Genomic DNA, 14723 nt, shown 5'->3' with positions numbered 1-14723 from the left:
TGGACCTATTGATTAAGAGTCAACTGCTCTACCAACTGAGCTAACAGCCCGAAATCGGGGCGCGAATTATGACCCCATCCGCCTGGGGGATGCAAGCACTTCGTTCAACTATCGTCGACGTCCGCGCTGCTCCGGGTACCGCACTAGCTGAAGAAAAAAGCCACCTGGCATACCAGGTGGCTTCCGTCTTGGTGGGCTGTCAAGGATTCGAACCTTGGACCTATTGATTAAGAGTCAACTGCTCTACCAACTGAGCTAACAGCCCGTGAAACTCAGACGCACATTGTAGCGTGCATTCTGTTTATTGCAATACCGTGTCGGCGTTGCCGATGCGGTTGAAACAGTGGGGTGGCTGAGGGGATTCGAACCCCCGACCACCGGAATCACAATCCGGTACTCTAACCAACTGAGCTACAGCCACCACTGAAACGTTTGCTTCATCGCCGATGTTCTAGCGCTGGAGCCTGATGCGTTGCCTTGGATGGGCGGAAGCAGAAGTTCCGTCCCCCGAAGCGAGTCCGGCATTTTCCGGGAGTCGCGCGGGAATTGCAAGCACTTCTTCACATTGATGTGCAGGGGCCTGCCAAGGGCCGACAGCACCCACCACTCAGGGATCGCTGGCCGAGATGACCCGGGTCGTTTCGCCTGCTTCATCCAGGAACGCCAGCGTTGCCTCGCCCTTCGGCGTGACCTGCAACTGCAGGCGCGGATTGCCCTTGGCATCCAGCAACTGCAGCATCGCGTTGCGCGCATCGGACCTGCCGAGGAACACGCGACGGGTGATCGCCTCTTCGCCCGCCTTGGCCAGGCGCTCATCGTCCGCCGAGAAGATCGGGCGCTTCAGGCCATCGGCCACGTCATTGAACATCAAGCCTGCGATATTGCCGTCAGGGCCATCCAGACCCAGCAACTGCAGCTGCTGGTCCTGCTGGTACCGATCAAAGGTGAGGCTCATCCCGCTGTCCGGGCGCCCATCCTTGCCCAGCGCGCCATTGAAGATCAGGCCACCGTTCTCGGTGCCCTCGTCATTCAGGAACAGCATGCCGGCCATGGGCCGCTTGTGTGCGGTGATCTCCTCGCCCTTCATGAAGCCACCCGGGAAACGCGAGCGGTTGGACACGACCAGGCGCAGGGTGCCGTCGGGCTCGCGGATGTTGATGCGCTGCGCGTCGATGACATCGAACGATGCATCGCGATGGGCACTGGCGCCCATCAGCAGACCGGCCAGCGCGAGCAGGGTGACACCGCCGCAATACAGCGAAAGCCGCCGCTGGCTGGCGCGCAGGCGCTGTACTTCCGCAACGAGGTCCTTGTCCTGGACTGCCTGCTCCGTCATGCGTCTCACTCCTTTGATGGGGCAGGAATAGCGGACAACGCGCTGCCCCGGACGACCTTGTCCGAACAATGACTGTAAAGGGTGGGCGTGAGGGGCGGCATGCGGCGGAAGTCAGGGAAGCTCCCCTGCAATGGCGCGCCCGACAGGAATCGAACCTGTAACCGCCGGCTTAGAAGGCCGGTGCTCTATCCAGTTGAGCTACGGGCGCCCGAACCGGAACGGCGTCCAATCCGACGTAGTGGGATTGGTCGGGGTAGAGGGATTCGAACCCCCGACATCCTGCTCCCAAAGCAGGCGCGCTACCAGACTGCGCTATACCCCGGTGTTTCAATCCCCTCGGGCAGGGCCCGGGGAGCTGGCCATTGTGAACAAGCGCAGCGCAGCCTGTCAACGCGGCGGGCCCGCCGGCGCGGCCCTGCCACACCACCGTAGGCAGCCATCGGCTATGCTCGCTGCAATCGGCCGGATGGCCGTATCCACCTCTTTCGCACGGAGATTTCGCATGCGCAGCGGCAACCCGGCTCTTTCCGAGTCGACTTTCCTCGACCTGGCCAGCGGCTCGGTGGTGACCCACCCCGACCAGGCGATGACCCTCAACGGCACCGTCAACAAGACCGGCATCCTGTTGCTGCTGACCGTGCTGACCGCCGCCTTCGCCTGGAACCAGTCGATCAACGACTACGGCCAGGTGATGGCCAGCGCCAAGCTGTACGCCATGGGCGGCGCGATCGGCGGCCTGGTGCTGGCGCTGATCACCATCTTCAAGAAGGAATGGTCGCCGGTCACCGCGCCGATGTACGCGCTGGTGGAAGGCCTGTTCCTGGGCGCCATCTCGGCCGTGTTCAACATGAAGTTCCCGGGCATCGTGTTCCAGGCGGTGCTGCTGACCTTCGGCACCCTGTTCGCCCTGCTGTTCGCCTACCGCAGCGGCCTGATCAAGGCCACCGAGAACTTCAAGCTGGGCGTGGTCGCCGCCACCGGTGGCATCGCCCTGCTCTACCTGGCCTCGTTCGTGCTGGGCTTCTTCAACATCAACGTGCCGGTGATCCATGACGCCAGTTGGCTGGGCATCGCCTTCAGCCTGTTCGTGGTGGTGGTGGCCGCGCTGAACCTGGTGCTGGATTTCGACTTCATCGAAACCGGCGTGGCCCAGCGCGCGCCGAAGTACATGGAGTGGTATGGCGCATTCGGCCTGATGGTGACCCTGGTCTGGCTGTACGTGGAGTTCCTGCGCCTGCTGTCGAAGATCCAGCAGCGCTGAGCCCGATCAAGCTGAAAACGACAAGCCGCGATCCGCGAGGGTCGCGGCTTTTTTGTGGGTTGCAGCACCCCCCTTGCCAGATAATCGGGCGACAACCCAGTCGAGCAAGCTCGACACTACGGAACCCCCACGCCATGCCCGACACCTTCCACAGCTACCGTCCCGCCGACGGCCACCGCCTGCCGCACGACCCGTTCAACGCCATCATCGGGCCGCGCCCGATCGGCTGGATCTCCAGCTGCGCCGCCGACGGCGCCCTGAACCTGGCGCCGTACAGCTTCTTCAACGCCTTCAACTACACCCCGCCGATCATCGGCTTCTCCAGCCAGGGGCGGAAGGACTCGCTGCACAACATCGAGGCTACCGGCGAATTCGTCTGGAACCTGGCCACGTTCGACCTGGCCGAGGCGATGAACGAAAGCTGCCGCGCGGTCGCGTCGGAGGTCGATGAGTTCAGCCTGGCCGGGCTGACGCCGCTGGCGTCCACCCAGGTGCGGCCGCCGCGCGTGGCGCAGAGTCCGGTCAGCATGGAATGCCGCTGCACCCAGATCGTGCGCCTGCGCGATGCCGCCGGCCAGGACACCAACGGCTGGCTGGTGCTGGGCGAAGTGGTGGCGGTGCATATCGATGCGCGGCTGCTGGTCGATGGCATTTACGACACCGCTGCGGCCGACCCGATCCTGCGCGGAGGCGGCCCGGCCGATTACTTCCGGGTCAGCGCCGAACAGCGCTTCCGCATGTTCCGCCCGGCCTGAGCCTCAACGCGACAGCAGCACCGGCAGCGCCGAGCACAGCAGGGCGATGCCGGAGGCGGTCAACAGGCCCAGCACGATCTGCCGGAAGCGCGCTTCACTGATGCCGATGTACAGGCGCGCGCCCAGCAGGGTCGGCACCAGCATGGCCGGGGCCACGATGGCGAAGTACGGCAGCATCTGCCGGGTGATCATGCCGTTGCCGACATAGGTGGCCATGGTCACCGCCAGCATGGCCAAGTTGAAGTTCTGGATGACCGCACGCTGCTCGTCCTTGGCGAAGCCGCGCAGCGTGCTCCACAGCGTCGGCACCGGCCCTGCGAAGCCGCCTATGCCACTGAGCACGCCGCCGGCCATGCCGGCCACGGCGTCGCCGATGCGGCCGCCCACCGTGATCGGCGGCAGCCTGCGCACCATCAGCATCACCGGGCACCACACCGCCAGAAACCCACCCAGCAAGGCCTTGAACCAGGCCATGTCCAGCTGCGGCAGCACCAGCACGCCCAGCGGAATGCCGGCCAGGCCACCCAGCACGAACGGCAGCAGCAGGCGAAGGTTGAAGCCGCGGCGCACGGTGAACACCGCCAGCAGCTGGCCGGTCAGCGCACCGAACACCGACAGTGCAGCGGCCAGCCGCGGGTCCAGCCCCCAGGCCCAGAAGGACATCGCCACCATGCCGAAGGCGAACCCGGAAAGCCCCTGCACGAAGCCGGCGACGATCGCACCGACCGCTACCAGCAGATATACCGGATCCATCACGCTCCTCGCTGCCTTGGCGTGGCGTGGCTAGCCTGCCCCGCCCGTCCACCCAGCGTAGTGCGTGGCCAGGTGATCGACCAGCGCGCGCACCTTCGGCGCCAGGGCACGCGCGTGCGGATACAGCGCGAAGTAACGGCGCTGGCCGGCATTCCAGGCCGGCAGCACGCGGATCAGGCGACCACTGCGCAGATCCTCCTGCACGGTCAACGCCGTGAACAGACTGATGCCCATGCCCGCCATCACCGCCGCATGCAGCGCCGGCGTGGCATCCACGCGCAGGCGCTGGCCGGCCTCGATGCTGGCGGCGGCGCCACGCGGCCCCTGCAGCTGCCACGGCGCAGCGCCCCCGGTCGGGCTGAAGCCCAGCAGCGTGTGCTGCTGCAGGTCGGTGGCCTGCCGCGGCAGGCCGTGCCGGGCCAGATACGCGGGGGCGGCCACCAGGATGCGCGGGCAGCTGGCCAGCTCACGCGCCACCAGCTGGCTGTCCGGCAGGGACGGCGCGATGCGCAGGGCCAGATCGAAGCCGCCACCGACGACATCGACCAGCTGATCGTCGGCCGACAGGTCCAGCGAAACCTGCGGGTAGCGGGCCAGGAAACCGGGCAGCCAGTGCGGCAGTTCCTGGCTGGCCACGACCTGCGGCACGCTGATGCGCAGGCGCCCGCTCGGCTGGGCCTGGCCGGCGCGTGCGCGGTCATCGGCAGCCTCCAGGCGATCCAGCAGGGCCACGGCCTCGCGGTAGTAATCGCGCCCGGCCTCGGTCAGCGACAGGCGCCGGCTGTTGCGGTCGAGCAGGCGCACCTGCAGGTGTTCTTCCAGTTGCCGCAGCTGCCGCGACATCGCCGAATGGGTGGTGCCCAGGCGCTCGGCGGCGGCGGTGAAACTGCCCGCTTCGACGATGGCGCGCAGCGCGCGCAGGGCGGCGAAGTGATCCATCGAAGGCAGCTCCCGGAAGCGGAGCCCGCGATCTGCGGGCCCCGCCAGCTTATCAAGCGCCGTCGCCGGCCTTGCGCACCGGCAGCGCCAGCATCGCCTCGGTGCTGATCACTTCACCGAAGGCATCTTCGATCTGCGCCAGCGAAGCTTCGTGCAGCGCGCGGTGACCGATGCGCTGGCCGCCGGCCAGGTCCAGATCGCGGCTGGCGGTGGCATCACCGGCCACGATCACGCGGTAGCCGCGCGGTGCGGCGGCCGCATCGCGGGCAGCACCGACCACGCAGGCATGAGTCTGCAGGCCGGTGACCAGCAGGGTGTCGATGCCAGCCTCCTTCAACACCTTGTCCAGCACCGCGGCCGAAGCACCGGCGAACACGCTGACGTTGTCCTTCTGCACCACCGTCTCGCCCTGGCGCGGCTGCAGGTCGCGATGGAAGGCGGCATTGACGCTGCCCTGCGCGAACAGCGGCGCGCCGGCCGGCAGCAGGTGCTGCACGTGGATCACGCGGATGCCGTTGGCATCGGCGAACTGCACCACGCGCTTGGCCTGGCGCAGCGCGGCCACGCCATCGGGAATGACCATGCGGCCACCGGCGAAGCCCGGCGCAGCGCTGGCGTCGAAGTATTCGTTCTGGAAATCGATGACCAGCACGGCGGTCTTCGCGGCGTCCAGCGCGGTGACCGACGGTGCACCGGCCATGTGGCGGATGGTGGGATGGGCCGGCTCGGCAGCGGCGACCGGCGCGGCGGCGGCCATGCCGATCAGGCTGGCCAGGCCGAAGGCGGAAAGGTTCATGGGGCGACTCCTGTGCGGTGGGAAGTGGGCACAGGATGCGGAGCGGACGGCGCACGAACCAGCGGCTTAGCGGCACATGATCTGTGCGATTCACGCACAGATTGTTCCTGCGTAGTCGAGCATGGCTCGACGCTACGAGGACAGCTTGACCCCATTGAGCCGCACGACCATCGCGTGGTCGCGCCCCAGCACCACTTCGGCAGTATTGCTGCCCGCGCGCACGGCACGTTCAAGGCCTGCCGGGTACTTCACCGGCACGCCCGCCAGCGTCTGCACATGCTGGGCAGGAGAGAACTTGCCCCTGACTACGAACGCCGCGCGGGTGCCCTCGAGCAGATACACCGGCAACCCTGCCGGAAATTCGATCAACAGCAGGCTACGCGCCTCGCTCTCCCGCAGGCTGCGGAGGGGCACCCCGCGCTTCCGCAGCTGGCGCAGCGCACGCTGGGCCCGCGACCACGGCCAGTAGAAGGTGGCGTAGATGGCCACGCCAATGGCATAGACGGCAACGGCCGCCACGACCCACACAGCCGCCTCAGGCATCTGGAAACATCCTGTTGGTGAAACACCGCAGCTGAAAACGCAGACGGGCCGTACAAGGACGGCCCGTCTTCAACGCTGCACGCTGGCCGCTTACAGGCGGCTGGCGATGGCCTGGGCGAAGCTCATGGTGGTACCGGTGCCGCCGAGGTCGCCGGTCAGCGAATCCTTGGCTTCCATGGTGGCCACGATGGCCTTGCGCAGGCGCTCGGCGTTTTCCGGCTGGCCGACGTGGTCCAGCATCTGTGCAGCTGCCAGCAGCAGCGCGCACGGGTTGGCCTTGCCCTGGCCGGCGATGTCCGGCGCGGTGCCGTGCACGGCTTCGAAGATCGCCGCGTCCTTGCCGATGTTGGCACCCGGGGCCAGGCCCAGGCCGCCGACGAGGCCGGCGCACAGGTCGGAGATGATGTCGCCGAACAGGTTGGTGGTCACGATCACGTCGAACTGTTCCGGACGCATCACCAGCTGCATGCAGCAGTTGTCGACGATCATTTCCTGGAACTCGATGTCCGGGTACTGCGCGGCCACTTCACGGGCGACGTTCAGGAACAGGCCCGAGGTCGACTTGATGATGTTGGCCTTGTGCACGGCGGTGACCTTCTTGCGGCCGACGCTGCGGGCCAGCTCGAAGGCGTAGCGCACGATGCGCTCGGAGCCCTTGCGGGTGATGCGGGTACCGGAGAAGGCGGTCTCGCCGTCAGCCGAGACTTCCTGGCCTTCGGCCAGGTACGCACCTTCGGTGTTCTCACGAACGGTGATCAGGTCGACGTTGTTGAAACGCGACTTGGTGTTCGGGAAGGTGTGGGCCGGACGCACGTTGGCGTACAGGTCGAAGTGGCGGCGCAGGCTGACGTTGATCGAGGTGAAGCCACCACCGACCGGGGTGGTCAGCGGGCTCTTCAGCGCGACCTTGTTGCGCGCGATCGATTCCAGGGTCACCGCCGGCATCAGGTCGCCGTGCTTTTCCAGGGCCACCAGGCCGGCGTCCGCATCTTCGTACTCCAGGCCAGCGTTGAGCTGGTCGAGGACGAACAGGGTAGCGTCCATGATTTCCGGGCCGATGCCGTCGCCGCGGATGACCGTAATTTTCTGCGTCATTGATCGATGTTCCGAACAGGGGGGAATACGCCGTCCGGACGTGCCCGGAAACGCCGGCGCTAAGGAAGTTTCACCCGCAATTATGCCTGAGCCGGGGCCGAGGTCCCAAATAGACCATGGTCCCACTCCCCGGCTCAGGCAGTGTGCCCGCGCGCATTGGCGGCTGGATCGCGGAAAAACCCGGTAGTGCCGGCCGCTGGCCGGCAACCTCGGCCATCCGGGGTTCAGGCAATGCCGGCCAGCGGCCGGCGCTACCTCAGTGCTCGTGCGCTTCCGGGGCGGCGGCGCCGCCTTCGAGCTGGTCGAGGAAGTCGACCGCGCGGCGCAGGTGCGGGATCACGATCGAGCCGCCGACCACCAGGCCGACCGAGAAGGTCTCGAAGAACTCTTCACGGGTCACCCCGGCTTCCTTGCACTGGGCCACGTGGTAGCTGATGCAGTCGTCGCAGCGCAGCACCATCGAGGCCACCAGGCCCAGCAGCTCCTTGGTCTTCACGTCCAGCGCGCCGGCCTGGTAGGTCTGCGTGTCCAGCGCGAAGAAGCGCCGCACCACCTGGTTCGGCTCACCCAGGATGCGTTCGTTCATGCGCTTGCGGAACGCGGTGAATTCGGCGATGCGGTCCTTGCTGCCGTCGTCGGCCGCGCTCATGCCTGGCCCTGCCCGGCCAGCAGCGGCTCGAGCCTGCCTTCGCGATGCAGGGCCATCATGTCGTCGTAGCCGCCGACATGGACGTCACCGACGAAGATCTGCGGCACGCTGGTGCGGCGGGTCAGGGACATCATCTTCTCGCGCTCGACCGGGTCCAGGTCGATGCGGACCTCGGTCCACTGCTGGCCCTTGCTCTTGAGGAAGTTCTTGGCCGCCACGCAGTACGGGCAGACGGCGGTGGAATAGATGGTGATGGCGGGCGAGGCGCCAGCGGGCTGGTCTGTCACGGGAAACTCCACGATGGATCGACGGTCCATATATGGTACCGGTGTGCTGGAATTTCCACGCCACGACCGCAACACTGTGGATTAACGAATGGTTGCCCCCTGCCCTGCCACGCTTGGCGCGCCCCGCCCGAGGACCTCCCGCTTGCGAGCCCTGCTGCTGACTACCGCCGTCACCCTGGCCCTGGCCATGCCGCTGGCCCAGGCCCAGGAGAAGCTGCCGGACATCGGGTCGTCGGCCGGCGAACTGCTGACCCCGGCCCGGCAGGCCGAGTACGGCGCGATGATGCTGCGCGAGCTGCGCAACTACGGGTACCTGCTGGACGACCCGCTGGTCAACGACTGGCTGCAGACCATGGGCACCCGGCTGGGCTCCAACAGCGACCAGCCGCGCCAGTCCTACACGTTCTTCGTGATGAAGGACCGCCAGATCAACGCCTTCGCCACCCTCGGCGGCTACATCGGGGTCAACGCCGGCCTGGTGCTGACGGCCGAGCGCGAGGACGAGGTGGCGGCGGTGCTGTCCCATGAAATCGCCCACGTCACCCAGCAGCACGTGCTGCGCGGGGTCGAGCGGGCCCAGCGCGACCAGATCCCGATCCTGCTGGGCATGCTGGCGGCAGTGGTGGCCGCCCAGGCCAGCAACAGCTCGTCCTCCGGCAACGCGACCATGGCCGCGATCAGCTCCGGCATGGGCCTGATGCAGCAGCGGCAGATCAACTACACCCGGTCCAACGAATCCGAGGCCGACCGCCTGGGCATCCGCACTCTGTCGCGCAGCGGCTACGACGTGGACGCCATGGCCGGCTTCTTCGAGCGGATGTCGGCCGCCATGCGCGGCAACGACGGCGGTTACCAGGCCCCGGACTTCCTGCAGACCCACCCCGTCAACACCACCCGTATCAGCGAGGCCAAGGCCCGCGCCCAGCAGATGAAGAAGGACACGGTGCTGCTGACCACCAGCACCCCCAGCGGCGAGCGCAAGGAGCGGGTCAACCCGGCCGACCCCAGCCTGGGCGAGCCGCTGCTGCGCGGCAGCAACCCGCTGCTGCCCAGCAGCGTGCTGCGCCTGCCGATCGGCCAGCTCAGCCGGGGCGCGAGTGGCGACTTCGACTGGGCCCGCGAGCGCCTGCGGGTGCTCAGCGCCGACACCACGCCGGAGCTGGAACGCGAGTACGCCGACCTGGCCCGGCGCCAGAAGGACGGCCTGACCGATGCCCAGCGCTATGGCCAGGCCCTGGCCGCCATGCGCGGCGGCCGCGCCGGCGCCAACCAGGCCCGGCAGGCCCTGGCCAGCCTGCTGCAGACCCATCCGGACAGCCTGTTCGTGGCCCTGGCCCTGGGCGAGGCGGAATCCCGTGCCGGCCAGCCGGTCCAGGCCAACGCCCGCTTCGAACAGCTGCTGCGCGAACACCCCAACAGCCGTCCGGTGGCACTGACCTACGCCGAAATCCTGAATGAACAGGGCGGACGCGAGGCCGGCCAGCGCGCCCAGGCGATGCTGCGCCCCTTGCTGTCGCAAAGCGGTAACGATCCGGTTTTCCAGCAGCGCTACGCCCGTGCCAGCGAGCTGGCCGGGGACAGCGTGCGGGCCAGCGAGGCCTATGCCGAGGCGGCCTTCCTCGGCGGTCGCCCGGAGCAGGCGCTGATGCAGCTGCAGGCGCTCAAGCGCAATCCCGAGCTGGACTATGTCGGCCGCGCGCGGGTGGATGCGCGCATCGAGACCATCACCCCCACCGTGCTGGAACTGCGCCGCCAGGGCGTGCAGGACCCGGAGCTGGACCGGCGCTGAGCGCCGCATGACCGGGGGATGGCAATCGGCGCCGATCCCGGCCAGGTAGTCACAAACATGTCATCAAACCGTAGTCTACTGGCACCACTCCAGTAACCGAGCCCTACGGTGTCCTCGTGCAGAAACGCATCCTGATCGTCGATGACGAGCCCGCGATCCGCGAAATGGTCGCCTTCGCCCTCCGCAAGGGCGATTACGAACCCGTCCACGCCGGCGATGCCCGCGAGGCCCAGACCGCGATCGCCGACCGCGTCCCCGACCTGATCCTGCTGGACTGGATGCTGCCCGGCACCAGTGGCCTGGACCTGGCCCGGCGCTGGCGCAAGGAAACCCTGACCCGCGAAGTGCCGATCATCATGCTGACCGCGCGCGGCGAAGAGAATGATCGCGTCGGCGGCCTCGAAGCCGGTGTCGACGACTACGTGGTCAAGCCGTTCTCGGCCCGCGAACTGCTGGCCCGCATCCGCGCGGTCATGCGCCGCGCCCGTGACGACGACGAAGACGGCAGCGTGGCCGTCGGCCCGATCCGCATCGACGGCGCCGCCCACCGCGTGTTCGCCAACGAACAGCCGGTGCCGATCGGCCCGACCGAATACCGCCTGCTGCACTTCTTCATGACCCACCCCGAGCGCGTCTACACCCGCGCCCAGCTGCTGGACCATGTGTGGGGCGGCAGCGTGTACGTGGAAGAACGCACCATCGACGTGCACATCCGCCGCCTGCGCAAGACGCTGGAACCGTTCAACGCCGAGAACATGGTGCAGACCGTGCGCGGCGCTGGTTACCGCTTCTCCAACGCGACCTGAGCCTCGTCGTGCCGGCACCGCGCACCCGCGGGTGCCGGTGTCGGCAACTCTGCTATAACCCTCGGTTCACCGCGTGAACCGCCGCCTCCAACGACGAGACCGCAATGCCCCGCCACATCCGCTCCGCCTGGTTTAAGACGCTGGCCTCCGTGGCAGCGGTATTGGTGCTGGCCGGCGTGGTCGGGTGGTTCAGTGGGCATCTGTGGCTGTGCATCGCGCTGGCCGCACTGGCCACGCTGACCTGGCATTACTGGCGTCTGCGCAGCGTGCTGCGCCGGCTGACCGCGCGCCAGCGCTGGGAAACCGCCGAGGAAGGTACCGGCGTGTGGAACGAGCTGGACCGCCTGCTGTACCGCAACCAGGTGGAAATGCGCGTGCGCAAGCGCCGCCTGCTGGACATGCTGCGCAGCTACCGCGCCGCCGCTGCCGCCCTGCCCGATGCAGTGGTGGTGCTGGACCGCAACAGCCAGCGCGTGCAGTGGTTCAACGAAGCGGCCACCGCCCTGCTCGGCCTGCACCACCCCGGTGACCTCGGCGAAGCGCTGGTCGAACGCCTGCAGCCGATGCCACTGGCGCATTGGCTGGCCGGCGGCCGCAATGCCGAACCGATCCTTGACGCGCCCTCGCCGGTGGACCCCGCGATCCGCCTGAACCTGCGCCTGATCCCCTATTCCAACGATTACTGGCTGCTGATCGCCCGCGACGTCAGCAAGCTGCTGCGCCTGGAACAGGTGCGCCGCGACTTCGTCGCCAACGTGTCGCACGAACTGCGCACCCCGCTGACCGTGGTGCACGGCTACCTGGACATGATGGATCCGGAAGACTTCCCCGGCACCGGCCCGATGCTGGAAGAAATGCGCAAGCAGAGCCAGCGCATGGCCCAGCTGGTGGAAGACCTGCTGACCCTGTCGCGGCTGGAATCGCAGGAACACAGCGAAGCGGAGACCGTGGCCATGCAGCCGATGCTGGCTACCCTGCGCCGCGAAGCCGAGGCGCACAGCCAGGGCCGCCACCAGATCAGCATCGACGACCTGGCCGGCGTGGACCTGCTGGGCTCGACCAAGGAACTGCACAGCGCGTTCTCCAACCTGGTCACCAACGCCGTGCGCTACACCCCGGCCGATGGCCGCATCGCGGTGGAGTTCCGCCGCGAGGGCGATGGCGCCGTGCTGGCCGTGCGTGACAGCGGCTACGGCATCCCCGCCACCCACCTGCCGCGCCTGACCGAACGTTTCTACCGCGTGTCCAGCAGCCGCTCGCGCGAGAGCGGTGGCACCGGCCTGGGCCTGTCCATCGTCAAGCACATCCTCGGCCTGCACCACGCACGGCTGGAGATCGAAAGCGAAGTGGGCAAGGGCTCGGTGTTCTCCTGCCATTTCGATGCCGACCACGTGCGCCCGCGCGAGTCCGCCCCCCTGACCTCCATCGAAGAATGAAGCCATGAGCAGCCTTGGATCCCTCCCCCTCCCCGTGAGCCCGGACAACGATCCACTGCGTGACCCGGCGCTCTACATCAACCGCGAACTGTCCCAGCTGGATTTCAACTTCCGCGTGCTGGCGCAGGCGATGGACCCGCAGGTGCCGCTGCTGGAGCGCCTGCGCTTCATGTGCATCTCCTGCACCAACCTGGACGAGTTCTTCGAGATCCGCGCCGCGGCCGTGCGCCACGCGCAGGAATTCGGCCTGCCGCCGGCCCCGGACGGCATGAGCCCGCAGACCATCCTCAATGCCATCCATGACCGCGCGGCGGAACTGGTGGACCAGCAGTACCGCTGCTGGAACGAGACGCTGCGCCCGGCGCTGGCCGAGGCCGGCATCGGCGTGCTCGGCCGCCACTCCTGGAACCACCGGCAGAAGCGCTGGCTGCGCGCGTACTTCCGCAACGAGATCATGCCGGTGCTGTCGCCGCTGGGCCTGGACCCGGTGCACCCGTTCCCGAAGATCCTCAACAAGTCGCTGAACATCGTCGTCGTGCTGAAGGGCACCGATGCGTTCGGCCGCGCCGGCCACCTGGCCATCGTGCGCGCACCGCGTTCGCTGCCGCGCATCATCCAGCTGCCGGAAAGCCTGGGCGGCGGGCAGAACTTCGTGTTCCTGTCCTCGGTGCTGTCGGCCTTCGTCGACGAGCTGTTCCCGGGCCTGGAAGTCCAGGGTGCCTACCAGTTCCGCGTCACCCGCAATTCCGAGCTGGTGGTGGACGAGGAAGAAGTGGAGAACCTGGCGCTGGCCCTGCGCGATGAACTGGTCGACCGCGGCTACCGCCCTGCGGTGCGCCTGGAGATCGCCGAGGACACGCCGAAGGACATCGTGCGCACCCTGCTGCAGAACTTCGGCCTGACCGAAAACGCGGTGTACCGGATCGATGGCCCGGTCAACCTCAACCGCATCATCCAGCTCTATGACCTCGTGCCGCAGCCGGACCTGAAGTACCCGCCGATGAATCCGCGCACCTTGCGCGACAGCGACGGCATCTTCGAGATCGCCCGCCGCCAGGACCTGCTGCTGCACCACCCGTTCGATGCCTTCACCGCCGTGCTGGACCTGATCAAGCAGGCCGCGGTGGACCCGAACGTGCTGGCGATCAAGCAGACCCTGTACCGCACCGGCAAGGATTCGCTGATCGTCGATGCGCTGATCCAGGCCGCCCGCAACGGCAAGGACGTGACGGTGGTGGTCGAGCTGCGCGCGCGCTTCGACGAAGAAGCCAACCTGGGCCTGGCCGATCGCCTGCAGGAAGCCGGCGTGCAGGTGGTGTACGGCGTGGTCGGCTTCAAGACCCACGCCAAGATGCTGCTGATCGTGCGCCGCGAAGGCCGCAAGCTGCGCCGCTACGTGCACCTGGGCACCGGCAACTACCACAGCGGTACCGCCCGCGCGTACACCGACATCAGCCTGATCACCGCCGATGCGGACATCGGCAATGACGTGCACCTGCTGTTCCAGCAGCTGTCCGGGCTGGCCTCGAAGATGAAGCTGAAGCGCCTGCTGCAGTCGCCCTTCACCCTGCACACCGGCATCCTGGCGCGCATCGAGCGCGAGACGCGCATCGCCGCCGCCGGCCGCCCGGCGCGCATCATCGCCAAGATGAACGCATTGAACGAACCGCAGGTGGTGCGCGCGCTGTACGCGGCCTCGCAGGCCGGCGTGCAGATCGACCTGATCATCCGCGGCGCCTGCACCCTGCGCCCGGGCGTGCCGGGCATCTCGGACAACATCCGCGTGCGCTCGATCGTCGGCCGCTTCCTGGAACACAGCCGCGTCTACTGGTTCGGCAACGACGGCGCACCGGAGCTGTACTGCGCCAGCGCCGACTGGCTGGAACGCAACCTGCTGCGCCGCGTGGAGACCTGCTTCCCGATCCTCGACCCGGACCTGGCCAAGCGCGTGTACCGCGAAGTGCTGCAGAACTACCTGGACGACAACCTCAACGCCTGGGAACTGGATGCCCACGGCATCTACCACAAGCGCACCCCGGCCCACGACGAAGCGCCGCATTCGGCGCAGATGGCGTTGATGCAGGGTCTGTAAGCTTCCCGGTGGGTCCCGACCGTTGGTCGGGACACTGCAGGGTCTCTGATCCGGTAGGTGCCGACCGTTGGTCGGCACAACGCGGCCATGCAGCAACATCGGGGTCAGAGCCCGTTGCGCAGCAACGGGATCCGACCCCGTGGCCCCCCACCGGCGGGCCCCCCCCGCCCAAATGGGCCCAATGTA

The 14723-nt window shown here is 67.5% G+C and carries 14 protein-coding genes and 4 tRNA genes; 6 read left to right on the top strand and 12 right to left on the bottom strand.

Going from position 1 to position 14723, the window contains the following annotated elements; genetic code table 11:
• Positions 1 to 189 precede the first annotated feature (189 nt).
• The 5 genes from IAE56_RS17915 to IAE56_RS17895 form a co-directional block, all read right to left on the bottom strand.
• Positions 190 to 265: transfer RNA gene (locus IAE56_RS17915), tRNA-Lys, on the bottom strand.
• 79 nt (positions 266 to 344) lie between these two features.
• A tRNA-His gene (locus IAE56_RS17910) sits at positions 345 to 421 on the bottom strand.
• Positions 422 to 607: 186 nt separating this feature from the next.
• Positions 608 to 1336: a hypothetical protein gene (locus tag IAE56_RS17905; RefSeq protein WP_200753458.1), complete on the bottom strand. Its 729-nt coding sequence runs from the start codon at positions 1334 to 1336 to the stop codon at positions 608 to 610.
• A 131-nt stretch (positions 1337 to 1467) separates the two neighbouring features.
• Positions 1468 to 1544 (bottom strand) — tRNA-Arg (locus IAE56_RS17900).
• Positions 1545 to 1581: 37 nt separating this feature from the next.
• Positions 1582 to 1658: transfer RNA gene (locus IAE56_RS17895), tRNA-Pro, on the bottom strand.
• A 180-nt stretch (positions 1659 to 1838) separates the two neighbouring features.
• On the opposite strand from IAE56_RS17895, the gene IAE56_RS17890 reads away from it, so the two are divergent.
• Both IAE56_RS17890 and IAE56_RS17885 read left to right on the top strand, forming a co-directional pair.
• Positions 1839 to 2597 (top strand): Bax inhibitor-1/YccA family protein, encoded by a 759-nt coding sequence (locus tag IAE56_RS17890; RefSeq protein WP_164073046.1) that lies wholly within the window; start codon positions 1839 to 1841, stop codon positions 2595 to 2597.
• Positions 2598 to 2731: 134 nt separating this feature from the next.
• Positions 2732 to 3352, top strand: coding sequence for a flavin reductase family protein (locus tag IAE56_RS17885; RefSeq protein WP_200753457.1), 621 nt, complete (start codon positions 2732 to 2734; stop codon positions 3350 to 3352).
• Between the two features lie 3 nt (positions 3353 to 3355).
• Here the strand turns inward: IAE56_RS17885 and IAE56_RS17880 are convergent, their stop codons facing one another.
• From IAE56_RS17880 to grxC, 7 genes are all read right to left on the bottom strand, one after another.
• On the bottom strand, positions 3356 to 4105 hold the full coding sequence (locus IAE56_RS17880; RefSeq protein WP_108767895.1) for a sulfite exporter TauE/SafE family protein: 750 nt from the start codon (positions 4103 to 4105) through the stop codon (positions 3356 to 3358).
• 30 nt (positions 4106 to 4135) lie between these two features.
• Positions 4136 to 5044 carry a LysR family transcriptional regulator gene (locus tag IAE56_RS17875; RefSeq protein ID WP_200753456.1) on the bottom strand — a complete coding sequence of 303 codons (909 nt, stop codon included), beginning with the start codon at positions 5042 to 5044 and terminating at the stop codon, positions 4136 to 4138.
• A 52-nt stretch (positions 5045 to 5096) separates the two neighbouring features.
• Positions 5097 to 5840 carry a cysteine hydrolase gene (locus tag IAE56_RS17870; RefSeq protein ID WP_200753455.1) on the bottom strand — a complete coding sequence of 248 codons (744 nt, stop codon included), beginning with the start codon at positions 5838 to 5840 and terminating at the stop codon, positions 5097 to 5099.
• 132 nt (positions 5841 to 5972) lie between these two features.
• A complete protein-coding gene (locus tag IAE56_RS17865; protein ID WP_200753454.1) occupies positions 5973 to 6383 on the bottom strand; it encodes a hypothetical protein in 411 nt (136 codons plus the stop codon).
• A gap of 90 nt (positions 6384 to 6473) precedes the next feature.
• The gene (locus tag IAE56_RS17860) at positions 6474 to 7478 is read right to left on the bottom strand and encodes an isocitrate dehydrogenase (RefSeq protein WP_108767891.1); all 1005 of its coding nucleotides are present in this window, start codon (positions 7476 to 7478) and stop codon (positions 6474 to 6476) included.
• 256 nt (positions 7479 to 7734) lie between these two features.
• Positions 7735 to 8127: a carboxymuconolactone decarboxylase family protein gene (locus IAE56_RS17855; protein ID WP_053519434.1), complete on the bottom strand. Its 393-nt coding sequence runs from the start codon at positions 8125 to 8127 to the stop codon at positions 7735 to 7737.
• Entirely contained in the window at positions 8124 to 8414 is a 291-nt protein-coding gene (gene grxC, locus IAE56_RS17850) for a glutaredoxin 3 (protein WP_200753453.1), read from the bottom strand. The genes IAE56_RS17855 and grxC overlap by 4 nt, the downstream gene beginning before the upstream one ends.
• Before the next feature lie 88 nt (positions 8415 to 8502).
• On the opposite strand from grxC, the gene IAE56_RS17845 reads away from it, so the two are divergent.
• The 4 genes from IAE56_RS17845 (at position 8503) to ppk1 (ending at position 14537) form a co-directional block, all read left to right on the top strand.
• A complete protein-coding gene (locus tag IAE56_RS17845) occupies positions 8503 to 10203 on the top strand; it encodes a M48 family metalloprotease (RefSeq protein WP_200753452.1) in 1701 nt (566 codons plus the stop codon).
• Between the two features lie 116 nt (positions 10204 to 10319).
• Entirely contained in the window at positions 10320 to 11009 is a 690-nt protein-coding gene (phoB, locus tag IAE56_RS17840) for a phosphate regulon transcriptional regulator PhoB (protein WP_108767888.1), read from the top strand.
• A 104-nt stretch (positions 11010 to 11113) separates the two neighbouring features.
• Positions 11114 to 12445, top strand: a complete 1332-nt coding sequence (gene phoR, locus IAE56_RS17835; protein WP_200753451.1) for a phosphate regulon sensor histidine kinase PhoR — start codon at positions 11114 to 11116, stop codon at positions 12443 to 12445.
• Positions 12446 to 12449: 4 nt separating this feature from the next.
• On the top strand, positions 12450 to 14537 hold the full coding sequence (ppk1, locus tag IAE56_RS17830) for a polyphosphate kinase 1 (RefSeq protein ID WP_200753450.1): 2088 nt from the start codon (positions 12450 to 12452) through the stop codon (positions 14535 to 14537).
• Positions 14538 to 14723 lie beyond the last annotated feature (186 nt).

It is taken from the genome of Stenotrophomonas sp. S41 (assembly GCF_016624625.1).
Classification (GTDB): Bacteria; Pseudomonadota; Gammaproteobacteria; order Xanthomonadales; family Xanthomonadaceae; genus Stenotrophomonas.
Note: the sequence above shows the minus strand (reverse complement) of the source record. Positions and strands in the feature narration are given on the sequence as shown.